The organism is uncultured Oscillibacter sp. (assembly GCF_950073225.1).
In the GTDB taxonomy this organism is placed as follows: Bacteria; Bacillota; Clostridia; order Oscillospirales; family Oscillospiraceae; genus Oscillibacter.
This window is the reverse complement of sequence record NZ_CATMPS010000027.1, coordinates 1-22,900: the sequence shown is the minus strand read 5'-3', so window position 1 is coordinate 22,900 and position 22,900 is coordinate 1. Positions and strand designations below refer to the sequence as shown.

The following is a 22,900-nucleotide window of genomic DNA, read 5'->3' as shown; positions in this document are numbered from 1 at the left end:
GCACGACTGGAGAATCTTCCTCTCTGACAGGCGGACGCACCGCCCCTACCGTTTGAGCTTTAGCCTCACAAGGCGGTGAAATCGCGTTAGATGATACCTTCCCGTTCGATATCGCCTGTTCAAACCAACTGGTGATGTCTCCATCACTTCGCGGCAGCGACCCATATCCTTGTGGCAGCCTTACCTACCGGACCTTATGAAGTTTTTCCATGTAAATCTATATTATGCCTATTTCCCGCCCCTGTCAAGGGCGGGGCCCAAAAGCCTCGGCGGATTTTCCTCGACCTTTTCGGAAATTTGTGGTATACTACTGATTTGTACGATATCTCTGTGTTCATCACCGTAAAATACAGCGATCCACCTCCGCCAAGAAAGGACGGTTCAACTATGTGGGCTGACAAAAGCGTATTCTATCAAATCTATCCCCTGGGCTTCTGCGGCGCGCCCAAGGAAAACGACGGCGTAACCGTAAGCCGCATCGGCAAAATCGGGGACTGGGCCCCCCATATCCAAAAGCTGGGGGCCGGCGCCCTCTACCTCTCCCCCATCTTCGACAGCGACCGCCATGGCTACGACACCCGGGACTACCGGAAGGTGGACTGCCGCCTGGGAACCAACGAGGACTTTGCCCAGGTGGTGGAGGTCCTCCACGCCCACGGCATCCGGGTGGTGCTGGACGGCGTGTTCAACCATGTGGGCCGGGGCTTCTGGGCCTTCCGGGACGTGCAGGAAAAGAAATGGGACTCCCCCTACAAGGACTGGTTCCATATCAACTTCGACGGCAATTCCAACTACAACGACGGCTTCTGGTACGAGGGCTGGGAGGGCCATTTCGAGCTGGTGAAGCTGAACCTCCGCAACCCCGCCGTGGTGGACTACCTGCTGGAGTGCGTGAAGTTCTGGGTGGAGGAATTCGGCATCGACGGCCTCCGGCTGGATGTGGCCTACTGCCTGGAAATCGACTTCCTCCGCCGCCTCAGGAGCTTCTGCGACGGCCTCAAGCCGGAGTTCTTCCTGGTGGGCGAAACCCTCCACGGGGACTACAACCGCTGGGTGGGGGACGGCCTCCTCCACTCCTGCACCAACTACGAGTGCTACAAGGGCCTCTATTCCAGCCTGAACTCCATGAACCTCTTCGAGATCGTCCACAGCCTCAAGCGCCAGTTCGGCCCGGAGCCGTGGACCCTCTACAAGGGCAAGCACCTTCTCTGCTTCGCCGACAATCACGACGTGACCCGGGCCGCCAGCATCCTGACAAATCCCGCCCACGTCCCCCTGATTTACGGCCTGGCCTTCGGCATGCCCGGCATCCCCTGCCTGTACTACGGCAGCGAGTGGGGCGCCCTGGGGGAGAAGTCCCAGGGGGACGACGCCCTGCGCCCCGCCTTTGACGCGCCGGAGTGGAACGCTCTGACGGACCAGATCGCCGCCATGGCCCGGGCCCACCGGGAGAGCGAGGCCCTGTGCTATGGGGACTTCAAGGACATCGTCCTCACCAACCACCAAACCATCTTCCAGCGCCGGACGGACGCGGAGCGGGTCCTGGTGGCCGTCAACGCCTCGGACGCGCCCTACACCGCCCACTTTGACGCGGGCTGCGGCCAGGCGGTGGATCTCATCACCGGGAAGCTCCACGACTTCGGCGGCGGCAGCGAGCTGCCTCCCTACAGCGTGGCATTCTGGAAATGCGAGAAAGTGTAAATACTTTATAAAAGCAAAAACCGCCGCCGGACCTTAACCCGGCGGCGGGTTTTTATTCCGTCCCGCTCCAAGCGCTCCTCCTCTCCCCGGCGGAGAGGAGGGTAAACTCGTTTTTGCGAAACCGGATCAGCCCCTCCGCCTCCATGCGGCTCAGCTCGTGGGACAAGGCGCTCCGGTTCACGCAGAGGAAGGCCGCCAGCTCCTCCCGGGAGAAGGGAATGCGGAAGGTGTTGGTCCCCCGCCGCTCCGCCTGCATGGTGAGATAGACCAGCACCCGGTCCCGGAGGCCCCGCTGGGCCAGAATGGCCAGACGGTAGTGCTTGCGGAGATTGCCGTCCGAGAGGAGGGTCAGCAGGTTCCGCCAGAGGATCGTCCGCGCCTCCCCGGGCAGCGCCCCCGCTTCCAGCACCAGCGCCCCGGAAAACCGAAGGACCTCAAGCCGGTCCGCCGCCACGGCATAGTAGGGCGAGCGGCGGCTGCGGGTGCAGATCAGGTCCGTCCCCAGGGTATGGCCGGGCCCCAGTGCGTCCATCAGGCTGCTGGTCCCGTCGGAGAAAATCTGGGAGATTTGGACCTTTCCCCGAAGGACTACGCAGAACCAGTCCACCCGGTCCCCCGGCGCGATGAGGACCCTCTGCCTCTCAAATTCCCGGCGCTTCCCCCGGGGCAGGATTTCCCGCTCCAGTGTCTCCCGGGGCAGGTCCTGAAACAGGCGGCACCGGCTTAGAGCCGTCAAGCGCGTATCCATGGCATCCCCTCCCTTTCTGGAAATTATAGCAGAGAAATGTTGTTATAACAACTTCTTTTTCCTCGGGTCTCCTTTATAATAGACCCAACTCACGCCGCCAGGGAAGAAAGGAGGCCGCCATGCGGGACCGCTACGCCAGGAACATCACCTACCTCCGCCTCTCCGTCACGGACCTCTGCTCTCTCCGCTGCCGGTACTGCATGCCCGCCGGAGGCGTCCCCAAGCGGGACCACGGCGACGTCTGCTCTGTGGAGGAGCTGGTGGAAATTACCCAGGCCGCCGTGGACTGCGGCGTCCGCAAGGTCCGCCTCACCGGCGGGGAGCCTTTGGTCCGCCGGGGGATTCTGGATATCTGCCGGGGGATTTCCGCCATTTCGGAGGTGGAGGAGCTGTGCCTCACCACCAACGGCGCGGCCCTCTCCCAACTGGCAAAGCCCCTCCGGGAGGCGGGGGTGGACCGGCTGAACGTCAGCCTGGACACCCTCCGGCCGGACCGATACGCCTACATGACCCGGGCGGGCCGTTTGGAGGAAGCCTTCCGGGGCCTGGAGGCCGCGGCGGAGGCGGGCTTTACCGGGACAAAGCTGAACGTGGTGCTGATGAAGGGCTTCAACGAAGACGAGATTCCCGATTTTGTCAGCCTGGCCCGGCGGTATCCCATAGAGGTCCGCTTTATTGAATTGATGCCCATTGGGGAGGGCGGAACCGCCCAATTCCTCCCCGCCCAGGCGGTGCTGGACGCCTGCCCGGACCTCCGCCCGGCGGAGGGCTCCGGCGTTGCCCGGCGCTACCGCCCCCCGGACGGGCCGGGGCTGGTGGGGCTGATCGAACCCATGAGCCACCGCTTCTGCAAAAGCTGCGACCGCATCCGGGTGACGGCGGACGGGAAGCTGAAGCCCTGCCTCCACTCGAACCAGGAGATCCCCCTCCGGGGACTCCACGGCGAGGCCCTGCGCCGGGCCATCCGGGAGGGCGCGGCCGCCAAGCCGGAGCGGCACCACATGAACGAAACCGGCCGCAGCGAGGCGGGCCGGAACATGCACCAGATTGGAGGCTGAACCAGATGGAAAACCTGGAATTGACCCACATCAACGAACAGGGCCGGGCCCGCATGGTGGACGTGACCCAAAAAGACGTCACCTTCCGCCAGGCCGAGGCGGAGGGCCGGGTCCGCGTGAATTCGGAGACACTGGCCCTTATCCGTACCGGCGGGACTCCCAAGGGGGACGTTCTGGCGGTGGCCCAGGTGGCGGGCATCCTGGCCGCCAAGCGCACCCATGAGCTCATCCCCATGTGCCACCCCCTGCGGCTGACGGCGGTGGACATCGCCTTTACCCTGGAGGAGGAGGCCGTCCATATCCGCTCCAAGGTGAAGTGCAAGGGGGAGACCGGCGTGGAGATGGAGGCCCTGACGGCGGTTTCCGCCGCGGCGCTGACCATTTACGATATGTGCAAGGCCGTCCAGCGGGACATGGAAATCACCGAGATCCGCCTCTGCCGGAAGAGCGGGGGCAAGACCGGCAGCTATGTAAAGGAGTGGTGAACGTGGCAGAGGTGGTATCCGTCAACATCAGCGAGAAAAAGGGCACCGTCAAGCGGGAGGTTCCGGAAATCCAATTGAAGCTCCGCCACGGCATCCTGGGAGACGCCCACGCCGGGGACTGGCACCGGCAGATTTCCCTGCTGGCGGAGGAGAGCGTGGACAAAATGCGCTCCCTGCTGCCGGAGCTTCAGCCGGGGGCTTTCGCGGAAAATATCAACACCCGGGGGCTGGATTTGAAGTCCCTTCCCATCGGGACCCGGCTCCGGCTGGGGGAGACGGTGGTGGAGGTCACCCAGATCGGCAAGGAGTGCCACAATAACTGTGCGATCAAAAAAGCCACCGGGAAGTGCGTCATGCCCACGGAGGGCGTCTTCGCCGTGGTGGTGGAGGAAGGGATCGTCCGCAAGGGCGACTCGATTGAGATTATAAAAGATTCTATATAAGGAGCGAGCGCCATGAAGCTGATCGCCACACAAGAAGCGGTGGGCCACGTCCTCTGCCACGATATGACCCAGATCATTCCGGGAACGTACAAGGACGCCCGCTTCCGCAAGGGCCATGTGGTCCAAGCGGAGGACATTCCCGTCCTCCTTTCCATGGGCAAGGAGCACCTCTATGTCTGGGAGATGGCCCCCGGCATGGTCCACGAAAACGACGCGGCGGAGCGCCTCTGCGCCCTCTGCCGGAACGAGGGCATGGACCGGAGCGCGGTCAAGGAGGGGAAAATCGAGCTCACCGCCGCGGCAGACGGCCTGCTTCTCGTGGACAGCGCCCGGCTGAACGCCGTCAACGCCCTGGAGGACATCCTGATCGCCACCCGCCACGGCGGCACGGCGGTTCGCAAGGGGGACAAGCTGGCGGGAACGCGGGTGATCCCCCTGGTCATTGAGGAGGAGAAGCTCCGCCGGGCGGAGGACGCCGCCGGGGACCGGCCCCTGCTGGAGCTGCGTCCCTGGAAGCTGAAAACCGCCGCCGTCGTCGCCACGGGCAGCGAGGTGGCCAAGGGCCTGATTCAAGACGCCTTTACCCCGGTGGTGGAGCGGAAGCTGGCGGCGTTCGGCATCGAAACCATCGAGCGCCGGACGCCGGGGGACGGCGTCGAGGCGGTGAAAGACGCCATTTTGGAGGTCAAGGCCGCCCGCCCGGACCTGATTCTCTGCACCGGCGGCATGAGCGTGGACCCTGACGACAACACCCCCGGGGCCGTGAAGCGCAGCGGGGCGGATATTGTGGCCTACGGCGCGCCCGTCCTGCCGGGGGCCATGTTCCTGCTGGGGTATTTTAAGGACGGAACCCCTATCCTGGGCCTTCCCGGCTGCGTCATGTACGCCAAGCGGACCATCTTCGACCTGGTCCTGCCCAAGATCGCCGCCGGGGTCCCCATTGCCCGGAAGGACCTCACCTCCCTGGGCGAAGGCGGGCTGTGCCTGGGCTGCGAGGTCTGCACCTACCCCAACTGCGGGTTTGGGAAGTAGCCCCAGGGGGCGCCGCCCCTGGACCCCGCCGCCTTTGAAAAGGCGGGCGAAACTTTTATTCCGCGTGATAGGAAGAGGAGAACAACGATGAAACGAGGATGGATCCTGATTTTGACCCTGGCTCTGTCCCTGACCGCCTGCGGCGGTTCCAAGAACAGCGGCGCGGAGCTGACCGTCTTTGCCGCCGCCTCCTTGCAGGAGACCCTGACGGAGATCGGCGAGAACTACCAAAGGGAACACCCCGGCGTCACTCTGGTATTCAACTTCGATTCCTCCGGCACGCTGAAAACACAGATTGAAGAGGGTGCGGACTGCGATATTTTCATCTCCGCCGGGCAGAAGCAGATGAACCAGCTGGACGCCGCCGCCGCTTCCGCCGTCAATGCCGATGCCCCGGACGAAAACGCGGAAGACAGCCTGGATTTTATTGCCTCCAATACCCGCTTCAATCTTCTGGAGAACAAGGTCGCCCTGGTGGTCCCGGAGGGAAATCCGGCGGGCATTCAAAACTTTGACGGTTTGAAAGCCGCCCTGGAAGCCGGAGACGTCCTCCTGGCCATGGGGAACGAGGACGTCCCCGTGGGACAGTACACCCAGAAGATTTTCGCCTATTTCGGGCTGGATGAGGCGGCCCTCAACGCCGCCGGGGTTTTGACCTACGGCTCCAACGTCAAGGAGGTCACCACCCAGGTATCCGAGGGGACGGTGGACTGCGGGATCATCTACGGGACCGATGCGTTTTCCGCCGGACTCACGGTGGTGGACACCGCTACGGCGGAGATGTGCGGGCAGGTCATCTACCCCGCCGCCGCGCTGAAAAACAGCAAATCCCCCGAAGAGGCCCAGGCCTTCCTGGACTACCTCCGCACCCCCGCCGCCGGGGCCGTGCTGGAGGCCGTGGGCTTCACGCCTCTGGGATAACAAAAGCGGGAGGGCCCCTATGGACTGGTTTCCCCTTTACAACTCCATCCGCATCGCCGCCGTTTCCACGGTGCTGGTGTTCTTCCTGGGCGTCTTCGCCGCTCAGGTCATCGCCCGCGCCCCCCGGCTGGTAAAGGGCGTGCTGGACGTGGTCCTCACCCTGCCCCTGGTGCTGCCCCCCACGGTGGTGGGCTGGCTGCTGCTGCTGGCCCTGGGGCCCCGGCGGCCCCTGGGGAGCTGGTTTCTGGAAGCCTTCGGCCTCCGGCTGGCCATGACCTGGCAGTCCGGCGTCTTTGCCGCTGTGGCGGTGAGCTTCCCCCTGATGTACCGCACCGCCCGGGGGGCCTTCGAGTCCTTTGACCAGACCCTGGCCCAGGCGGGCCGGACCCTGGGACTCAGCAATTTCTATATCTTCTGGCGGGTCCAGATGCCCGTCTGCCGCCAGGGCATTCTGGCGGGGACGGTGCTGGCCTTCGCCCGGGCCCTGGGGGAGTACGGGGCCACGTCCATGCTGGCGGGCTACACCCCCGGCCGCACCGCCACCGTCTCCACCACCGTCTATCAGCTCTGGCGCACCGGGCAGGACGCCCTGGCCTTTCGCTGGGTGCTGGTGAACCTGGGGATCTCCGCCGCCGTGCTGCTGGCGGTAAACCTGCTGGAGCGAAAGGAGGGGCGCTCATGGCCCTGACCGCCCGGATACAAAAGCGTTACGGGGACTTCCTCCTGGACGTGGATTTCACAGCAGAGGACGGAGCGGCCCTGGCCCTGCTGGGGGCCTCCGGCTGCGGGAAGAGCGCCACCCTCAAATGTATCGCCGGCATCGACCGGCCGGACCGGGGGCGGATTGCGCTGGACGGACGGGTCCTTTTTGACAGCGCGGCGGGAGTGAACCTCCCGCCCCAGCAGCGCCGGGTGGGCTTCCTCTTTCAAAGCTACGCCCTGTTTCCCCACATGACGGTGGAGCGGAACGTGGCCGTCTGCCTGGGCCGCATGGACAAGCGGCGGCGCCGTGAGCGGACGGCGGAGCTGCTGGCCCTTTTGCATCTGGAGGATCAGGCGGGCCTCTATCCCCGGCAGCTCTCCGGGGGGCAGCAGCAGCGGGCGGCCCTGGCCCGCATTCTGGCGGCGGAGCCTGGGGTTTTGCTGCTGGACGAGCCCTTTTCCGCCCTGGACGGCTTTTTGAAATGGCAGCTGGAGCAGGAGCTCCGGGAGGTTCTGGAGCGCTTCCCAGGCCCCGCCGTCTGGGTCAGCCACGACCGGGGGGAGGTTTACCGGAACTGCTCCCGGGTCTGCGTGCTGGAGGACGGGAAGTCCGCTCCGGCAGCGTCCATGGCGGAGCTGATGGCAAACCCCGGCACCGTCGCCGCCGCGCGGCTCTCCGGGTGCAAAAACTTCGCCCCTGTCCGCCCCGGCCCCGCCCCGGGGCTGGTGGAGGTTCCGGCCTGGGGGCTGGTCCTTCGCGCCCCCTGGCGGGAGGGAGCCGCGGCCTTAGGCCTCCGGGCTGACCGCGTCCGCCCGGAGGAGGCGGGGGCGGTCAACGCCTTCCCCTGTCAAGTCGTCCGGGTAACGGAGGACGTGTCTTCCGTGTTCGCCGCCCTCCGCCCGGAGGCGGCTTCCCCCGGGGCCCCGCCCCTCTGGATGGAGCTGGCAAAAGACGCCTGGGCCGCCCTGCCGGACCGGGAGCGCCTTTGGGCGGCGGTCCGCCCGGAGGACCTGATGTTATTGAAATAGGAGGAGATTTCATTTGTATACCGCCGCCGTCCTCACCGTCAGCGACCGGAGCTTCCGGGGCCAGCGCCCCGACGAAGCGGGCCCGCTGGTATGCTCCCTGCTGGAGGAGGCAGGGTATTCCATTCTGGAAACCGGCGTCGTCCCCGATGAGCAGCCGGACATTGAAGCCGCCCTCGTCCGCCTGGCGGACCAAACCGGGGCCGCCCTGGTGGTGACCACCGGGGGCACCGGCTTCTCCCCCCGGGACGTGACCCCGGAGGCCACCCTGGCCGTCTGCGAGCGTCTGACCCCCGGCATCCCGGAGGCCATGCGGGCCGCGTCCCTGGCCATCACCCCCCGGGCGATACTCTCCCGGGCGGCGGCGGGCATCCGGGGCGGGACCCTCATTATCAACCTCCCCGGCAGCCCCAAGGCGGCCCGGGAAAACCTGGAAGCGGTGCTGCCCGCCTTGGAGCACGGCTTGAAGATGCTTCTGGGCGGGCCCGCCGATTGTACCTCCGCCTTTTCGTGAAAAGAATCCTCCCGCCCAAGGGGCGGGAGGATTCTTTCTATACTTTATAAATGTGATGGGCAGCTATGCCCCGCCTTCCCGGCGGCCTCCCGCCGGAGGGCCCGCTCATAGATCAGCTCCCCGGTGATGCTGACGGCGATTTCCTCCGGCGTCACCGCCTTGATGGCGGTACCGATGGGGGTGTGGACCCGCCGGGTGGCCTCCTCCGAAATGCCCGCCTCCCGGAGCTTTCCGTTGACATAAGCGGTCTTCGTCCGGGAGCCCATGACCCCCACGTAGCGAAGGGGCCGCCGGAGGAGCTGCTCCTCCACCTCGAAGTCATGGCTGTGGCCGCTGGTCATGACCACGGCGTAGTCCTCCGCCGTCAGCTCCAATCCTCCGGCGATATCCGTATACGCATGGCACACCACCGCCTCCGCCTCCGGGAAGCGCTCTTTACAGGCAAACTCTGGCCTGTCGTCGAACACTGCCACCCGGAAGCCCACGCTCCGCAGAACCGGAACCAGTGCCAAGGCACAGTGCCCGCCGCCAAAGATCACCACCCGTTCCCCCACCGGCAGAGGGAAGGTTAACCGTTCCCCGTCCCAGACGGGACCTGCGGGGCCCGCCTCCAGCAGGGCCGGGTCCGCCCCGGCCTCCAGGGCCAGCCAGCCGCTCCGGTGGGCCTCCAGCCGCTTTAAAACCTCTTGGGCCACGCTCCGCCAGCTCCCGTTGTCACGGGGAATGCGCTGGAAGAGCACGGTCTGCTCTCCGCCGCAGACGGAATCCAATTCCCCGCCGTGGCGGAGCTCCAGGCGGCGGACGGCGGACCGCCCCTCACGCAGCAGCTCCGCCGCGAAAGTCAGGGCCTGGGCCTCCCCCGGTCCGCCGCCGATGGTCCCGGCCATCAGGCCCTCCCGGCCCGCCAAAAGCTGGGACCCGGCCCCCCGGGGGGTGGACCCCTGAGCCAAGACCACCGTCACCAGCACGGCGTCCTCCCCCCGGTCCAGCAGGGCCAGCAGATTTTCAAAGATCATGCGCATAAGGGCGCTCCTTTCTTAATGAGAGGGAAATCCGGGGCCTACCGGCTTTCCAGGTTCCCGGAAAGCACCATCTCCCGGGTCAGCGGCGTACCATCCGGCAGCCCCACCGTAATGGAGTGCCGCAGAGATCCGCCGCGTTCGTCCTCCTGCGCCTCATGGCTGTAGTGCACGGAGACGCTGTGGACCGGGGTCCTGGGGGATAAGTCCTCATAGAGCGCCATGGCTTGTTCCGCCATGGCCTCCCGCATGGCCGCTTCCTCCGGGACCGGGGTGCTGTTCCTGTCCCCGAAGTCGATGCGGATCTCCACCACCGGCGCGGCCTCCCTTCCGCTCTCCCGTCAGCCTCCCGCCAGAAGCGGATACGCTGCCCAGGACAGCGCGTATAAGATGTAGACATGAGCGGGGTAGAAGGCGTAAAAGAAAGCCTTCGGCCCCCGGCCCCGTTTTCCATTGTAACACAGCATCAAAGCCACCGCAAGGGCCCCGTACCACTCGTAGGCGGTGGTAAACATCATGGTCCAGTGAAACTCCGGGGATTGGAACAGCAAAAGCAGGGGAAGCAGGAAGGAAAACACCATGGTTCCCGCCACGAAAGCCCCGGCCTGGACCCTCCGGTTCCGGCGGAACGCATAGAGAAGCACGCCTGTTGCAATGACGGAAATGCTGGCGTCCGGGTTGCTGTTCCACATGGGCAGGAGGGTATAGCCCAGGGCGAGCAGGGGCATCTGGAGGGCGGGCACGCCCCGCATCAGAAGCCCCGCCAGAATGGGCCACGCCAGGGGCAGGACCACCGCCGCCAGCCCCGGGCCCCAGCGCTTTTCCCCCAGCCAGTCGATCCCCTGAAAAACCACCATTAAAATAGCAAAGGAGGTCATCATGCCGTTCATGGGATAGAATCCGTCGGGCCGGATCGGAAGAAGGCCGCATAGCATCAAAAGCAGCAGGCCGGACATCAGAAGGTGGATTGCGTATACTTTCATGAAGTACCGCCTTCGGTCATGCGTATGGGAAAATCCCTCCACCAGGCAGAACAGGAACAGCGGCGCGGCCAGCCGCCCCGCCATGCTGAACCACTCCGGCACCCGTCCTGTGTAAGCGAAGAAATAGTGAATGTGGTCTAGGACCATCAAAATCAGGGCAATCCATTTCAGCCCTGTGGAGCTGAGGCCCCTTGTTCGTATACTCTCCATGCGCGTGCTTCCTTTCATTTTGTATTATTGAGTTGGTGTATTGCTATAATAATACAGTCATAAAAGAAAGTCAACCCCAAAAAGGCCCGCGCCCGGTCGAGGACCGGGCGCGGGCAGAAGGAAGGTGGAGTTCCTTCCGGGGGCCGGCTTAGTTTGCGCCGGGATTTTTGGAGCGGATCACAAACAGCGCGCCGATCATCAGCACGATGCCGATGGGCAGGCCCAGCAGGCCCGGGGCCCCCATGCTCACCAGGATGCCCGCGATGAGGTAGGTGACGCCGGACACCACCGCGCAGGTGATGGCGTAAGGCAATTGTGTGGACACATGGTTTACGTGGTCGCACTGGGCGCCCGCGGAGGCCATGATGGTGGTGTCGGAGATGGGGGAGCAGTGGTCACCGCAGACCGCGCCCGCCATGCAGGCGGAGATGCAGACGATGGCCATGGGGTTGTCCATGGAGAAGACGTTCTGCACGATGGGAATCAGGATGCCGAAGGTGCCCCAGGAGGTGCCGGTGGCGAAGGCCAGCAGGCAGCCGATGGCGAACACGATCAGAGGCAGGATCATCTGGAGGCCGCCGGCGGAGGTCCGGACGAAGTCCCGGACGAAGAATTTCGCGCCCAGGGAGTCCGTCATGTTCTTCAGGCTCCAGGCGAAGGTGAGGATCATGATGGCGGGGACCATGGCCTTGAAGCCCTCGGGGATGCAGCCCATCATTTCCTTGAAGCTCATGGAGCGGCGGATGAGGTAATAAACCAGGGTGAACACCAGGGCAAAGGCAGAGCCCAGCATCAAGCCCACGGAGGCGTCGGAGTTGGAGAAGGCGGTGATAAAGCCCTCGCCGTCAAAGAAGCCGCCGGAGTAAATCATGCCGATGACGCAGCAGATGATGAGGACCACCACGGGGAGCACCAGGTCCAGCACCCGGCCCTTGTCCTCGGGCGCGTCGTCCTCCGCCCCGGCGTAGGGGTTGGAGCCGGAGAAGAGGTCGCCCTTTTCGATGGCGTTTTTCTCATACTTCGCCATGGGGCCGAACTCGGCCTTCATAAGGATCATGCCCACCATCATGACGATGGTCAGCAGGGCGTAGTAGTTATAGGGGATGGCCCGGAGGAAGAGGTTAAAGCCCTGGCCGTCCTCGGCAAAGCCGGCGACAGCCGCGGCCCAGGAGCTGATGGGGGCGATAATGCAAATCGGGGCGGCGGTGGCGTCGATGATGTAGGCAAGCTTTGCCCGGGAGATGTTGTGCTTGTCCGTAATGGGCCGCATGACGCTGCCCACGGTGAGGCAGTTGAAGTAGTCGTCGATGAAAATCAGCACGCCCAGAAGCACGGAGGCCAGCTGGGCCCCGACGCGGCTTTTAATATGGTCCTTAGCCCAGCGGCCGAAGGCGGCGGAGCCGCCCGCCTTGTTCATCAGGCACACCATGGAGCCCAGGATAATCAGGAAGATCAGGATGCCCATGTTGTAGGAATCGGTGACGGAGGCCACGATGCCGTCGTTGAACACATGGAGGATGGTGGCCTCAAAGGCGAAGCTGGAGTACAGCAGGCCGCCCACCAGGATCCCTAAAAACAGGGAGGAGTAGACCTCCTTGGTAATCAGCGCCAGGGCGATGGCGATGATGGGGGGAATCAAGGACCAGAAGGTGTTGTAGAAGGGGCTGGGGGACTCCACATAGCCCACATAGCCGCTGTCCGCGCAGGTTTCGCAGGAAACGGCCTCCCCCTCGCCGGAAAGGACGACGCCGGAGGTTCCGCAGTCGGGACACTCAATGTACTTCGTGCCCGCCAGTTCCGTTGGGTCCTCCCCGGCGGCAAGGGCAGGTACGGTCATGGCCGCGCACAGCAGCATTACAACCGCCAGCAGAGGCAAAAACCGTCTTCTCAGGGTTCTCATAGCACTCTCTCCTAAATGAAAATAAAGTCATGACAGCTCGTCATGACTTCAACCCGTACACACTTTCGGATGAATCCACGACAGCGCTCCACCTCCGAAGAGGTGACAGTCCGGGGGATGTTCTCCCCGCGGCCCGGCTCCGGCTCCCTCAGGGGGGAGGGCGAAGCCTCGGCGGAAGCCCCTTTCCCCCTCCCCGGCTCCTGAACCTCTGGGGAGGCGTACTCTTGACGTCCGCGCCTCTATCATGCTGGCCCCTATTATAGTAGCCTGTCCCGAAATGTCAACCACTTTTCAGAAAATTTTTCCGCCCTTTTGGCCGGGAGGTCCCTGAAACCGGGATCTTTCGGCGGGGATCTCCCGCCCCCTCCCCGGACGGGCCGCCCGCCTTTGCGCACTTTGACCAGCCTCCGCCCCGGCCTCCCCGGCTCTGTCGGGCAAAACGACGATTTTTGGAAAAGCGTTTGACATGGGCCGAGGAGGTGCTACAATAAGGAAATGCGCAGTCTGCGCAGCAAAAAAACGCAAAGCCCCAAGGAGGCGAAAAGGATGAAGTTTTCCAGCAAATGCGAGGCGTGCAGCCTCTCTCCCATTCGGAAATTCCACCCCTATGTGGTGGCGGCGGAGGCAGCCGGGCGGCGCGTCCTCCATCTGAACATCGGACAGCCCGACGTGGAGACCCCCCAGGCATTCTTTGACGCCGTGCGGGGCTTTCAAAATTCCGTTCTGGCCTACGCGCCCGCCGGTGGCGTGGACACGTACTTAGAGGCCGTGCGGAATTATTACCAGAGCTTCGGCGTCTCCCTGGCTCCGGAGGATATTCTGGCTACTTACGGCGGCAGCGAGGCCCTTCAGCTCACCGCCGCCTGCATCCTGGACGACGGGGACGAGGTTTTGATCCCCGAGCCCTTCTATCCCAACTACGACACCTTCATCGGCGTCACCGGCGGGAAAATCGTGCCCATCCCCACCACGGCGGAAGAGGGCTACCGCTTCGCCAGCCGGGAGAAAATCGAGCCCCTCATCACCCCCCGCACCAAGGCCGTCATGATCACCAACCCCGGCAACCCCACCGGCGCGGTGCTCACCCGGGAGGAGCAGCGCCTCCTGGTGGACATCTGCAAGGAGCACGGCCTCTTCCTGGTCAGCGACGAGGTCTACCGGGAGATCATCTACTCCGGGGAACCCCTCAGCTCCCTGCTGAAGTTCGAGGACGCGGCGGAGAACATCATCGTCACCGACTCCATCTCCAAGCGCTTTTCCTCCTGCGGCGCCCGGGTGGGCGCGCTGATCTCCCGGAACCGGCACTTTATGGAGCTGGCCATGAAGATCTGCCAGGGCCGCCTCTGCGCCGCCACGCTGGACCAGCTCGGCGCCGCCGCCCTCTACCAAACCATGACGCCGGAATACCTGGCCTCCGTCCGGGACGAGTACGGCCGGAGGAAGGACGCTTTGGTTGCGGCCCTCTCCAAGCTCCCCGGCGTCACCCACAGCTCCCCGGAGGGCGCGTTCTACGTCATGGCCACCCTCCCCGTGGACGACGCGGAAAAGCTCCAGTACTTCCTCCTTCAGGAGTTTGAGGACCAGGGCGAAACCGTCATGTACGCCCCCGGCGAGGGCTTCTACGCCACCCCCGGCAAGGGGAAAAACGAGGTCCGCATCGCCTACGTCACGCAGCCCAAGGAGCTAACCCGGGCCATCGAGCTGCTGGGCCTGGGCATCGAGGCGTACAACCGGAAAAACGGCAGGTAAGCGGGGGGGCCCTTCATGATTCGCCATATCGTCATGTGGAAATTCCGCCCCGGCACCGAGGCGGAACAGGAACAGTTCCTCGGCGGCCTCCGGGCCCTGCAAGGGGTTGTCCCCCAGCTTCTTCAAAGCGAGGTCGCCCGAAACGTGGGGGCCAGGAATTACGACGCCGTGCTGGTCAGCGAGTTTAACAGCCTGGAGGACCTGGAAGCCTATAAGAACGACCCCCGGCACAAGGCGGTCTCCGCCCTGTGCAAGTCCATCCGGGAGGACCGGGTGGCGGTGGACTACGAGGTTTTATAAAGTCTCGACATCAATGCCGCCGTATCTATAAAGAGCCGCGCCGTGAAATCACGGCGCGGCTCTTTTCAATTTGCAAGAAGCTCAGCGTCTGCGCCGCAGGGCTTCCAGGTCTCCCGCCTGGATGGCCCGGAGGCTTTTCGAGAGCTTTTCCAGGGGCCAGTCCCACCACCGCAGCTCCAAAAGCGCGTCGATGGTCTCCTGGTCAAACCGCCGCCGGATAGGCCTGGCGGGAACGCCGCCCACGATGGTATAGGGCGGCACATCCCTGGTCACCACGGACCGGGCCGCCACGATGGCCCCGTCCCCGATGGTGACGCCGGAGAGGATCACCGCTTCATAGCCGATCCACACGTCGTTCCCGATTACGATATTCCCCCGGTGGTCCCAGGCCTCCGTCACCTCCATCCCGTGGCCCCACTCCTCGTAGAAGATGGGAAACACATAGGTGGACAGGGAACCCAGGGCATGGTTGGCGCTGTTCATCAAAAACCGCGCCCCGCAGGCGATGGAACAGAACTTCCCAATCACCAGCCGGTCGCCGTTGACGGGGTAGTGGTACAGCACGTTGTTCTTTTGAAAGTCCCTGGGATCGCGGGCAAAATCGTTGTAGATTGTAAAATCGCCAATTTCAATTCTTGGATTCTGGACGGCGTTTTTCAGATAGATGGTTTGGCTGTCCCCTGTCCTGGGGTACAGCTTCGTGGAAGCCGGAATCGTCATGGAATCTTCTCCTTTTTCATTTGACGTTAGTTTGGACGATTCCGGCTCAGGCAATGCAGCGCCTCACCCGCTCCCACTCCCTTCGATTTTAAAGCGTGTTTCGAGCATCGCGGCAAAACCGCCGCTCTATCCCCGCAGCAGCGCCGTCCGGGCGTCCAGCTTCCCGTTCTCCAGCGTCACGACGCCGTAGGTAGGCCGGGCGTAGTCCCCAATGCTGCCGGGGTTTAAAAACAGCGTCTTCCCCCGCATGTCCACCAGGGGCTTGTGGGTGTGCCCGAACAAAAAGAGATCCAAATCCTTCTCCTCCGCCGCCAGGCCTGCCGCCAGCAGGGACTGCTTCACGCCATAGGTGTGCCCGTGGCACAGCAGCACTCGCTTGTCCCCCAGGCACAGCAGCTTCTCCGCCTCCCGGGAGCCCCGGAAATAGTCGCAGTTGCCATATACCTGCTCGAAGGGCAGCTCCGGGAAGCGGTCGTGGAGCCGTTCCCCGTCCCGCCAGCAGTCCCCCAGGTGGAAAACCATCCGGGGCGCCTCCCGCTCCACGGCCTGGATCATATTAAAAATATTCCCATGGGAATCGGACAAAACCAGCACTTTCATAAAGGTGCTCCTCCTCTCCGCGTTCAGCGCGGGGCTTTCCCTGCTTCCTCCGTCAAATAGTAAGCATCAGTATAGTAAAGTCCTTCCGAATTTGCAAGAATCTGCGGACCAAATTTATACTTTATTAAGAATTTGCCCGGCATGTTTGCAAAATCCGCCCATTTTTCTAAAAGCCTTTCGCCGCCCCGGGACTGCCTGTTTCCCGGGGCCCTTTCGTATTACTCGATATGGCGGAGGTACAGGACCTCCCGGCCAGCCGCTCCACCACGGTCAGGACGAGGGTATCCCATCCGGGCCGATCCAGGGCCTCCGCCCAGCGCCCGGCGGGGATGCCGTCCAAGTACGCCTGGGGGACAATGCCCCGGCAGGCGGACCTCCAGCTCTCCTCATAAATCCGGCGGACTTCCAGGCGGCTGTCCGTCTCCCGCAGCGGCCGAATCTCCATCCTGCCCCTCCTTTTCCCCAATCAGCGCCAGCTTTTTCCGGCGGTCCAAGCGCTTGATGGCCGCCTCCCGCCGGAGGGCGGCGGATTTGTCCACCGCTTCCTCCCGGTAAACCGGCTCCACCGGCAGGCGGCTCCGGGTGTACTTAGCGCCCCTGCCGCTCCGGTGGGCTGCCAGCCGCCGGGGCAGATCGTTGGTGCAGCCGGTGTAGAGCGTCCCGTCCCCGCAGCGGAGGATGTACACCGTCCAGCCCATGCCGCCGCCTCCCTTCGTTCTCTGGTTCCGGGAAACACTATACCATACCGGCGCTTCAAATGCAAAGGCCGCATAGGGACTTCCCCGGTTTTCATAGGTTAAGAGGAGAGGGCGGGCATCCCGCTCCTAAATTCGGTCCGCCGCCAGCCGGGAAAGCGGCAGCCGGGGCCTCGGGCTCCGGTAAGGAGGTCTTATGCTGTCCGCCGCGCTGCTGCTGTTCGCCAATACGCTGCTGTTTTCCCTGCGCCTCTCCGGCGGCGGGTCCTTCCCCAAGCCCCTGACCGCCGCCGAGGAGCGGGAGTGGCTGGAAAAGTATGCCCAGGGGGACCCGGAGGCCCGGCAGGTGCTCATTGAACGGAATTTGAGACTGGTGGCACATATTATTAACAACGGGTAAAGCAAAAGGAAAGATTTCGTTCGGCGGGGGACGGGCTGTGTTCAGGCAGGGCAAAAAAGCCGCAACTATTATGTGGAATGTGATTTTATAAAGACATGGGTTCCTCAGACGAAATATGATATCACAACAAGTTCGGAAAACGCCACAAGGTAAATCGGCAGACTACACCGAGGGAGTAGTTTGCCGACTTTTTCATACCAAACGTACTAAACCCATTGCACCACAGCGATTTCACTTATGTAGGAAAGAGCATCCATTACAACTCCCCGAGTGTACTGAGTAGTCAATACTCAATGAAAGGAAAGAAAGTCCCAAGAAGATACGATGATAGAAAATTTTAATAAATCCCAAAACAATGCTTGACAAATTTGTGTAAGTGTGTAAAAATATCAGACAAATAAGCATGATAAGGGGTATGGTCTTGACCAAGTATAAGTACGCCGCCGTTTTTCCCAGCGAAAAGATAGTAATTCGCCGTATCGTCCGTGCCATCCAGAAGGCCATTGAAGAAGATGTACCAGATTTTTGCCATGAGAATCATATGGAAACAATGAACAGCATCCGTTACCTCCGTGGTGACAAAATAAACGACAATCTACGAACTCTCGTTGTGTCGGACGACATTATTTTGATTTCTTTCAAACGCTATTCTTGGGATGGACGAATGCTGGTCGATTTGAAAAACCGTATCACCTATACAATTACTACACAGCAGAATCTGATGGCAATCCCAAAAAAGAAAAACCGTACCTGTCCACACTTTTTACAGTCTATTTTGGCTGTAGAGAATGGTGATCTTCAAGGTGAATACGTTCAGATGACCATGATGCCGATGGAGCAGTTTGAAGACGATGTGCTGGGAGAGGACTATAAGAAAATCGTGGCAGGCGTCCTCGATCCCGACTCTGGATATCGCCATTATGTAGTGACGTACGCTTTTGAGCAAAGCCATCTCCTTAGCGTAAATTTGGAGCTTCTTGATAGAGGATTCAACAAAGTAAGTTCCCTTTCCCTAAACGAATATATCAAACCGGATTATACACAGCTGACTGCAGATCGGCCTGAAAATCCAGAAGAAACTACGGAGCCGAAGAAAACTGCTAGAGACTTGGTAGCCATAAAAAAAGGTATTCGCCCGGAGATTATTGAACCAGAGAAAGAAAATCGGGCATAATGGCTCCTCTAAGGAGAATAAACAATGGACAACAATAGATTTCGCGGGGAAAGGTTGAAAAATGCGAGGCTTTTACGTGGCTGGACATTGACAGAGCTTGCGGAACAAACCAATATCAGCAAGCAGTCTCTTTCCCAATATGAAAACGGAAGCATACCAGATATTCAACGAGTGATAGTCATAGCTCATGCACTTGATTTCCCAACGGAATATTTCCTACAAGAGGATAAGTGTAAAACGACAACGGAGGTGACCTATTTCCGTTCTCTGACCAGTGCTACCAAAATGAGCCGCACGGCACAGAGTCTCAAATTGGAGTACGTGGCTAAAATGTTCCAGATACTGGCGCAGTATGTGGATTTTCCAATTTTGAACTTGCCAAAAGTGGAATTTGTTGAGAGCGATAATGAATTTGACGATGTGGCTCAAGAAGCTATGCAGGAAGAGATCGAGGAGATCGCACTAACGGTACGAGAATATTGGGGATTGGATCTCTCGCCAATACCTAATCTTCAGCTTACTCTGGAAGAAAACGGTATTGTCGTTACGGGTTTTGATACTGTAGACAGAAAAATCGATGCCTTTAGCCAGCGAACACTTATGGATGGCGGTGATGTATTTTTTATTGCAGTGGCACAAGGAGAAAAACCAAAGGGTAGAATTTTCTTTGATATGGCACATGAGCTTGGGCACATTCTCCTTCACCCTTGGAGCGAAAGCCTAGACCTGATCAGCAAGGAGGAGTTCAAGAGCCGTGAAAGTCAGGCAAATAGATTTGCCAGTGCTTTCCTCCTTCCGAAGGAGTCTTTCCTCCAAGAGATCCAGGCATATCCGACTGATCTGAACTACTACCTGCATTTAAAAAAACGGTGGCATTGTTCCATGCAGGCCATGATTTACAGGGCCCACCAACTGAAAGCTATCACTGATAACCAGTATCAGTACATGATGCGGCAGGTCTCTAAAAAAGGTTGGCGCACAAATGAACCCGATGATACGCCGTATTATTTAAATGAGAATATCTTTCAGGGAGCTATTGATGTACTCTTTGAAGCTGACTATCTGAACCCGAACACTCTCCTCCAGCTGTTTAAGAAATATGGTGTAACGATGTATCCGGAGGATATCGAGGAACTTCTCCATCTTCGAAAAGATACGCTCAGGGTGGAACCGAGCCCGATGCGCATTGTTCAATTAAAGCAAAATGGTCCCGCTTTTTGAACTTTTTATCGAAAAGAGGAACCATACGATCCGGGGCTGAACGATGGATAAAGAACGGCTGAAAAAAGGCCATATGTTCACGGATGAATATTTCGAGCGCCACCTGCAGTATATCCGTGAGATTCGCCTGTCCGAACGCAAGTTTTATCAAAAGGTCACGAATCTCTATACGACAGCCTTTGACTACGACAAAGATGTAAAGACTACAAGATAATTCTCAGACAGTGCAGAATAAGCTGCATTATGCGGTCCACCGTCACACGGCGACCGACCTGATTGTAGAGCGGGCAGATGCCGCGAAAGAACTCATGGGACTGACCACCTGGGAGAGTACTCCAGATGGAAAAATCGTAAAGGCAGATGTGATTGTCGCCAAAAACTATCTCAGCGAAGAAGAGATGTCCAATCTGGAGCGGATCGTGACACTCTATCTGGATTACGCGGAACTTCAAGCAAAGCGGAAAATTCCCATGAGCATGGAGGATTGGGCAAAGCGCCTGGATGGATTCTTGGAGTTCAATGGCAACGTGTTGCTGATTGGACCAGGTAAGATCAGTGCAGAGCGGAGTGCAGCCCCTAATGAGAGTGGGCCATCCCATCAAGGAATGATTCTATCGTTAGAATGAATAGGGGGTATATTCAAGATGTCATCAAAAGGAAGCGAATACTTAAACCCAAAGGATTGCCGTACAAGCCATTCTAGAGAACAAGACCTTAGGGAAATTATAGAGTGCTGTAAATCGATTTTCAATTCCGCAGTGGGCGGCAATTTCTTTAATGACCATAATCTCAAATTAGAATTCTTTCATCTTGAAAATGGCACTTCGGTGTATGCACAGTTTTGTAAAAAGTACTTCCCAGCATATCTTACAAAATACTACGATGATTTTACGAAAGAGGGATATATGGATTCCTTTGAAGCTCAGGCCTTCATCAATGGTGATGTATACGGAATACTCTGCTCTTTAGATTCCGATATGGAGCCTAATCGCTGGTATGAAATTATTTTACATGAGCTGGTGCATATTTATTGTACAACTCATGAAATTGGTGGAGATAACTTTTTTGATAAATTCTGTGTGAATAAAGAGACGGGCAACATAGATAGCACCATTGGTACTGGGTACGCATTGTGGCGTGAGTTCATCGCATACTATTGGGGTGCTAATCTCGATCCCTTTTCAGACCAACTTTCTTTAGTTCAGGTCAGGGAAAAGGTTCGTGAGATAGATAAAGAGGTGGATGCAGAAAATCCCAGTGCAAAAATGCTAGTATCTCAAATTCTTGCATATATTTTTCGAAACCCTGAGGTATATCATGCGGCGAATGCAACAGCCGCTTATGAACTTCTTGAGAAAAATAAGGTCTTTGATTCCGACACACAAATTAAGTATTACCAACCGTTACTGCAGGCAATTTTTGAACAGCTCGCCAAAGATGATTATTGTAAAATTACCTTTTCTTTTATTGAAGATTTAGGGTTTGCATATACCAATATGGTTGTTCGGCGCAAAGTAGAGGCCTTATGGAACGGACGATTAATCTCCCTAGATTAAACACACCATGAACCACGAAACATAATAAATGTGTGGAATTATCTCTTCTGCCATAATATTTGTAAATATTCCACAATTTACCTCGCCGCTCATTTGCATAATAACCAATATCTACTTCCGGTAATTCCACGCATCTCCAATAGTTTAAATCTTAGAGGTCTTTTTTATTCTACAATATAATGGAATTAAAGTTGACCTTCGGCTGAATTCCCCTTATAATGGCTTTCATGAAAAGCATAAAGGGGGACTTGCTTTTGGATGCTAGCAAGACAACGCAAAACTATGTCTCATACATTTATTCCAAAGAAGTCATTTTGAAATCTCTGCTGGAAAAAGGCATCATCGGTGATGACGCTTTTTCAAGATACGATCAAATCCTATATGACCGTTATCACATTAACGCCTCGCTGGGAGTTCCGCGCCCTATTGTCAAGGAAATACCAAAAATGGATGCGCCGACTACACGTTTTCAGAATAATACATATCTTTCCCTGACTGCGCTTGCCAGGGAAAAAGACACCTCTTCTCCAGGCTATGTGATTCAGAGCTGGCTTCGGGAAATTCGGACAATTGAGTTTTTGCGTATATGGGAGCTGCAAAACAACCAGAACTTCAACGATGCTGGCTGCTATCGTTTAATGGAAAGTCTGCGCACAGCTCCAACCACTTTTACCACAAAGAAATGGGTCGAAGCCACCGGTGCCATTGGCATCCAATCAAAAGCGGACAAAACCGGCGGGACATATGCCCATCCAGAAATTTTCTTTCATTTCAAAGCATGGCTATTTCCTGAATTTCAGTACATGCTGATTCAAAATTATGCGTCGTCTTCCAGCAGCGGGGAGGCCGATCTATCATGAAGCGAGAAGTGATAGAACTCCCTGCCAAAGATCCTGCGGAAATTCCACCCCAGCGCAGACAGCTGCGGGTCGCTGCCTATTGCCGGGTCTCAACCAGCTTGGAAGCCCAGCAGAACAGTTATGAGGCGCAGAAGGAGTACTATACAGATAAAATTCTTTCCAATCCGGATTGGACTTTAGCCGGCATTTTTTCCGACAAAGGCATCTCCGGTACTTCAGTTGAAAAGCGAGATGGTTTTCAGCGCATGATTCGCTGGTGCCAGCAGGGTAAGATCGATTTGATCCTTACAAAGTCCATCTCTCGTTTTGCCAGGAATACTTTGGACTGTCTGCATTATGTCCGCCTTCTTCAACAACTGAATATCCCCATTATCTTTGAATCCGAAGGAATCGACTCCTCTCGGATGTCTAACGAACTGATCTTAACGCTGATGGGAGCAACTTCCCAGGCCGAGAGCGAAGCAATCAGCAGTCGTGTGAAGTGGGGCGTTCGCGCGTCATTTAAAGAAGGTAATGTGAGGTACTGTTACAAAAGCTGGCTTGGATACCGAAAAGGTGAAAATGGTGAACCGGAAATCATACCAGAAGAGGCAGCCATTGTTCAGCAAATATTTACCGCCTATTTAGATGGACAGAGTCTGCGTGATATCAAGGCATTACTGGAAAGTCAAAAACGTCTGACGAAATCAGGTCATGAAAAATGGTCTATATCCAGCATCAACAGCATTTTGCGGAACGAAAAATATACCGGAGACGCTAAGGACGTTACCGATAAAGGACAAGACTGAAAACAACATTTTATTGTGCAGTTACCCTAAATTCTTTCCTTTGTGACAAAATCGAACATCCAGAAAAAAACACGATTTGACAATCGTGTTTTTTT

28 protein-coding genes and 2 riboswitches are annotated in these 22,900 nt (G+C 58.7%); of the genes, 19 read left to right on the top strand and 9 right to left on the bottom strand.

All coding sequences use genetic code 11. The annotated features are described in order from the left end of the window. Window positions 1-36: 36 nt before the first annotated feature. Window positions 37-199, bottom strand: a riboswitch (M-box (ykoK) riboswitch). Between the two features lie 188 nt (window positions 200-387). After that, window positions 388-1,701 carry an alpha-amylase family glycosyl hydrolase gene (locus Q1M04_RS12025; RefSeq protein ID WP_297998751.1) on the top strand — a complete coding sequence of 438 codons (1,314 nt, stop codon included), beginning with the start codon at window positions 388-390 and terminating at the stop codon, window positions 1,699-1,701. 52 nt (window positions 1,702-1,753) lie between these two features. Here the strand turns inward: Q1M04_RS12025 and Q1M04_RS12020 are convergent, their stop codons facing one another. After that, complete coding sequence (locus Q1M04_RS12020; RefSeq protein WP_295757591.1) at window positions 1,754-2,449, bottom strand: Crp/Fnr family transcriptional regulator; 696 nt, start codon at window positions 2,447-2,449, stop codon at window positions 1,754-1,756. Window positions 2,450-2,568: 119 nt separating this feature from the next. Here Q1M04_RS12020 and moaA point away from each other — a divergent pair, with 119 nt between their 5' ends. From moaA to Q1M04_RS11980, 8 genes are all read left to right on the top strand, one after another. Beyond that, a complete protein-coding gene (gene moaA / locus Q1M04_RS12015) occupies window positions 2,569-3,507 on the top strand; it encodes a GTP 3',8-cyclase MoaA (RefSeq protein ID WP_297998754.1) in 939 nt (312 codons plus the stop codon). Between the two features lie 5 nt (window positions 3,508-3,512). Beyond that, window positions 3,513-3,992: a cyclic pyranopterin monophosphate synthase MoaC gene (gene moaC, locus Q1M04_RS12010; protein ID WP_293278906.1), complete on the top strand. Its 480-nt coding sequence runs from the start codon at window positions 3,513-3,515 to the stop codon at window positions 3,990-3,992. 2 nt (window positions 3,993-3,994) lie between these two features. Next, window positions 3,995-4,435, top strand: a complete 441-nt coding sequence (locus Q1M04_RS12005) for an MOSC domain-containing protein (protein WP_297998756.1) — start codon at window positions 3,995-3,997, stop codon at window positions 4,433-4,435. Window positions 4,436-4,447: 12 nt separating this feature from the next. Continuing rightward, window positions 4,448-5,467 carry a molybdopterin-binding protein gene (locus Q1M04_RS12000; protein WP_297998758.1) on the top strand — a complete coding sequence of 340 codons (1,020 nt, stop codon included), beginning with the start codon at window positions 4,448-4,450 and terminating at the stop codon, window positions 5,465-5,467. Window positions 5,468-5,554: 87 nt separating this feature from the next. Further along, a complete protein-coding gene (gene modA / locus Q1M04_RS11995) occupies window positions 5,555-6,388 on the top strand; it encodes a molybdate ABC transporter substrate-binding protein (RefSeq protein WP_297998760.1) in 834 nt (277 codons plus the stop codon). Between the two features lie 19 nt (window positions 6,389-6,407). Continuing rightward, window positions 6,408-7,076 carry a molybdate ABC transporter permease subunit gene (gene modB, locus Q1M04_RS11990; RefSeq protein ID WP_297998762.1) on the top strand — a complete coding sequence of 223 codons (669 nt, stop codon included), beginning with the start codon at window positions 6,408-6,410 and terminating at the stop codon, window positions 7,074-7,076. Next, window positions 7,067-8,119 carry a sulfate/molybdate ABC transporter ATP-binding protein gene (locus Q1M04_RS11985; protein ID WP_297998764.1) on the top strand — a complete coding sequence of 351 codons (1,053 nt, stop codon included), beginning with the start codon at window positions 7,067-7,069 and terminating at the stop codon, window positions 8,117-8,119. The genes modB and Q1M04_RS11985 overlap by 10 nt, the downstream gene beginning before the upstream one ends. A 13-nt stretch (window positions 8,120-8,132) precedes the next feature. Continuing rightward, window positions 8,133-8,630 carry a molybdenum cofactor biosynthesis protein B gene (locus Q1M04_RS11980; protein WP_297998767.1) on the top strand — a complete coding sequence of 166 codons (498 nt, stop codon included), beginning with the start codon at window positions 8,133-8,135 and terminating at the stop codon, window positions 8,628-8,630. A 44-nt stretch (window positions 8,631-8,674) separates the two neighbouring features. On the opposite strand, the gene Q1M04_RS11975 is transcribed toward Q1M04_RS11980, so the two are convergent. The 4 genes from Q1M04_RS11975 to Q1M04_RS11960 all read right to left on the bottom strand — a co-directional run bounded on the left by Q1M04_RS11975 (window position 8,675) and on the right by Q1M04_RS11960 (window position 12,742). After that, on the bottom strand, window positions 8,675-9,652 hold the full coding sequence (locus Q1M04_RS11975; protein WP_297998769.1) for an XdhC family protein: 978 nt from the start codon (window positions 9,650-9,652) through the stop codon (window positions 8,675-8,677). Window positions 9,653-9,690: 38 nt separating this feature from the next. Further along, complete coding sequence (locus Q1M04_RS11970; protein ID WP_297998771.1) at window positions 9,691-9,963, bottom strand: hypothetical protein; 273 nt, start codon at window positions 9,961-9,963, stop codon at window positions 9,691-9,693. Between the two features lie 27 nt (window positions 9,964-9,990). After that, window positions 9,991-10,842 carry a TraX family protein gene (locus Q1M04_RS11965; protein ID WP_297998772.1) on the bottom strand — a complete coding sequence of 284 codons (852 nt, stop codon included), beginning with the start codon at window positions 10,840-10,842 and terminating at the stop codon, window positions 9,991-9,993. Between the two features lie 148 nt (window positions 10,843-10,990). Beyond that, on the bottom strand, window positions 10,991-12,742 hold the full coding sequence (locus Q1M04_RS11960) for a Na+/H+ antiporter NhaC family protein (RefSeq protein ID WP_297998774.1): 1,752 nt from the start codon (window positions 12,740-12,742) through the stop codon (window positions 10,991-10,993). Window positions 12,743-12,815: 73 nt separating this feature from the next. Beyond that, a riboswitch (Lysine riboswitch) is annotated at window positions 12,816-12,992 on the bottom strand. A gap of 296 nt (window positions 12,993-13,288) precedes the next feature. Between Q1M04_RS11960 and Q1M04_RS11955 the strand changes: the two genes are divergently transcribed. Continuing rightward, on the top strand, window positions 13,289-14,491 hold the full coding sequence (locus Q1M04_RS11955; protein WP_297998776.1) for a pyridoxal phosphate-dependent aminotransferase: 1,203 nt from the start codon (window positions 13,289-13,291) through the stop codon (window positions 14,489-14,491). 15 nt (window positions 14,492-14,506) lie between these two features. Further along, complete coding sequence (locus Q1M04_RS11950; protein ID WP_297998778.1) at window positions 14,507-14,791, top strand: Dabb family protein; 285 nt, start codon at window positions 14,507-14,509, stop codon at window positions 14,789-14,791. 81 nt (window positions 14,792-14,872) lie between these two features. Here the strand turns inward: Q1M04_RS11950 and Q1M04_RS11945 are convergent, their stop codons facing one another. The 4 genes from Q1M04_RS11945 to Q1M04_RS11930 form a co-directional block, all read right to left on the bottom strand. Then, complete coding sequence (locus tag Q1M04_RS11945) at window positions 14,873-15,511, bottom strand: CatB-related O-acetyltransferase (RefSeq protein WP_297998780.1); 639 nt, start codon at window positions 15,509-15,511, stop codon at window positions 14,873-14,875. Window positions 15,512-15,637: 126 nt separating this feature from the next. After that, a complete protein-coding gene (locus tag Q1M04_RS11940; protein WP_204791376.1) occupies window positions 15,638-16,111 on the bottom strand; it encodes a metallophosphoesterase family protein in 474 nt (157 codons plus the stop codon). Between the two features lie 166 nt (window positions 16,112-16,277). Continuing rightward, complete coding sequence (locus Q1M04_RS11935; RefSeq protein WP_297998782.1) at window positions 16,278-16,556, bottom strand: hypothetical protein; 279 nt, start codon at window positions 16,554-16,556, stop codon at window positions 16,278-16,280. Then, a complete protein-coding gene (locus Q1M04_RS11930; protein ID WP_297998784.1) occupies window positions 16,498-16,809 on the bottom strand; it encodes a GIY-YIG nuclease family protein in 312 nt (103 codons plus the stop codon). Before Q1M04_RS11930 ends, Q1M04_RS11935 begins: the two co-directional genes overlap by 59 nt. 193 nt (window positions 16,810-17,002) lie before the next feature. Between Q1M04_RS11930 and Q1M04_RS11925 the strand changes: the two genes are divergently transcribed. The 8 genes from Q1M04_RS11925 (at window position 17,003) to Q1M04_RS11895 (ending at window position 22,805) form a co-directional block, all read left to right on the top strand. Continuing rightward, window positions 17,003-17,206, top strand: a complete 204-nt coding sequence (locus Q1M04_RS11925) for a sporulation sigma factor SigK (protein ID WP_297998786.1) — start codon at window positions 17,003-17,005, stop codon at window positions 17,204-17,206. Window positions 17,207-17,627: 421 nt separating this feature from the next. Next, a complete protein-coding gene (locus tag Q1M04_RS11920; protein WP_297998788.1) occupies window positions 17,628-18,380 on the top strand; it encodes a DUF5986 family protein in 753 nt (250 codons plus the stop codon). Between the two features lie 24 nt (window positions 18,381-18,404). Beyond that, window positions 18,405-19,601, top strand: coding sequence for an XRE family transcriptional regulator (locus tag Q1M04_RS11915; protein ID WP_297998790.1), 1,197 nt, complete (start codon window positions 18,405-18,407; stop codon window positions 19,599-19,601). A 43-nt stretch (window positions 19,602-19,644) separates the two neighbouring features. Next, window positions 19,645-19,815 (top strand): RhuM family protein, encoded by a 171-nt coding sequence (gene rhuM, locus Q1M04_RS16200; protein ID WP_366140830.1) that lies wholly within the window; start codon window positions 19,645-19,647, stop codon window positions 19,813-19,815. A gap of 10 nt (window positions 19,816-19,825) precedes the next feature. Then, window positions 19,826-20,227 (top strand): RhuM family protein, encoded by a 402-nt coding sequence (gene rhuM, locus Q1M04_RS16195; protein ID WP_366131962.1) that lies wholly within the window; start codon window positions 19,826-19,828, stop codon window positions 20,225-20,227. A gap of 18 nt (window positions 20,228-20,245) precedes the next feature. Continuing rightward, window positions 20,246-21,157, top strand: coding sequence for a hypothetical protein (locus Q1M04_RS11905; protein WP_297998792.1), 912 nt, complete (start codon window positions 20,246-20,248; stop codon window positions 21,155-21,157). A gap of 254 nt (window positions 21,158-21,411) precedes the next feature. Continuing rightward, window positions 21,412-22,017 carry a KilA-N domain-containing protein gene (locus tag Q1M04_RS11900; RefSeq protein WP_297998794.1) on the top strand — a complete coding sequence of 202 codons (606 nt, stop codon included), beginning with the start codon at window positions 21,412-21,414 and terminating at the stop codon, window positions 22,015-22,017. Then, window positions 22,014-22,805, top strand: a complete 792-nt coding sequence (locus Q1M04_RS11895; RefSeq protein WP_297998796.1) for a recombinase family protein — start codon at window positions 22,014-22,016, stop codon at window positions 22,803-22,805. Before Q1M04_RS11900 ends, Q1M04_RS11895 begins: the two co-directional genes overlap by 4 nt. Window positions 22,806-22,900 lie beyond the last annotated feature (95 nt).

Coding starts and splice junctions, on each gene's coding strand:
- Q1M04_RS11945 (WP_297998780.1), bottom strand. CDS start 15,511: ATGACGATTCCGGCTTCCACGAAGCTGTACCCCAGGACAGGGGACAGC.
- Q1M04_RS11965 (WP_297998772.1), bottom strand. CDS start 10,842: ATGGAGAGTATACGAACAAGGGGCCTCAGCTCCACAGGGCTGAAATGG.
- moaC (WP_293278906.1), top strand. CDS start 3,513: ATGGAAAACCTGGAATTGACCCACATCAACGAACAGGGCCGGGCCCGC.
- Q1M04_RS12020 (WP_295757591.1), bottom strand. CDS start 2,449: ATGGATACGCGCTTGACGGCTCTAAGCCGGTGCCGCCTGTTTCAGGAC.
- Q1M04_RS12025 (WP_297998751.1), top strand. CDS start 388: ATGTGGGCTGACAAAAGCGTATTCTATCAAATCTATCCCCTGGGCTTC.
- moaA (WP_297998754.1), top strand. CDS start 2,569: ATGCGGGACCGCTACGCCAGGAACATCACCTACCTCCGCCTCTCCGTC.
- modA (WP_297998760.1), top strand. CDS start 5,555: ATGAAACGAGGATGGATCCTGATTTTGACCCTGGCTCTGTCCCTGACC.
- Q1M04_RS12000 (WP_297998758.1), top strand. CDS start 4,448: ATGAAGCTGATCGCCACACAAGAAGCGGTGGGCCACGTCCTCTGCCAC.
- Q1M04_RS11915 (WP_297998790.1), top strand. CDS start 18,405: ATGGACAACAATAGATTTCGCGGGGAAAGGTTGAAAAATGCGAGGCTT.
- modB (WP_297998762.1), top strand. CDS start 6,408: ATGGACTGGTTTCCCCTTTACAACTCCATCCGCATCGCCGCCGTTTCC.
- Q1M04_RS11940 (WP_204791376.1), bottom strand. CDS start 16,111: ATGAAAGTGCTGGTTTTGTCCGATTCCCATGGGAATATTTTTAATATG.
- Q1M04_RS11905 (WP_297998792.1), top strand. CDS start 20,246: ATGTCATCAAAAGGAAGCGAATACTTAAACCCAAAGGATTGCCGTACA.
- Q1M04_RS11955 (WP_297998776.1), top strand. CDS start 13,289: ATGAAGTTTTCCAGCAAATGCGAGGCGTGCAGCCTCTCTCCCATTCGG.
- Q1M04_RS11985 (WP_297998764.1), top strand. CDS start 7,067: ATGGCCCTGACCGCCCGGATACAAAAGCGTTACGGGGACTTCCTCCTG.
- rhuM (WP_366140830.1), top strand. CDS start 19,645: ATGGATAAAGAACGGCTGAAAAAAGGCCATATGTTCACGGATGAATAT.
- Q1M04_RS11930 (WP_297998784.1), bottom strand. CDS start 16,809: ATGGGCTGGACGGTGTACATCCTCCGCTGCGGGGACGGGACGCTCTAC.
- Q1M04_RS11975 (WP_297998769.1), bottom strand. CDS start 9,652: ATGCGCATGATCTTTGAAAATCTGCTGGCCCTGCTGGACCGGGGGGAG.
- Q1M04_RS11935 (WP_297998782.1), bottom strand. CDS start 16,556: ATGGAGATTCGGCCGCTGCGGGAGACGGACAGCCGCCTGGAAGTCCGC.
- Q1M04_RS11950 (WP_297998778.1), top strand. CDS start 14,507: ATGATTCGCCATATCGTCATGTGGAAATTCCGCCCCGGCACCGAGGCG.
- Q1M04_RS11925 (WP_297998786.1), top strand. CDS start 17,003: ATGCTGTCCGCCGCGCTGCTGCTGTTCGCCAATACGCTGCTGTTTTCC.
- Q1M04_RS11960 (WP_297998774.1), bottom strand. CDS start 12,742: ATGAGAACCCTGAGAAGACGGTTTTTGCCTCTGCTGGCGGTTGTAATG.
- Q1M04_RS11895 (WP_297998796.1), top strand. CDS start 22,014: ATGAAGCGAGAAGTGATAGAACTCCCTGCCAAAGATCCTGCGGAAATT.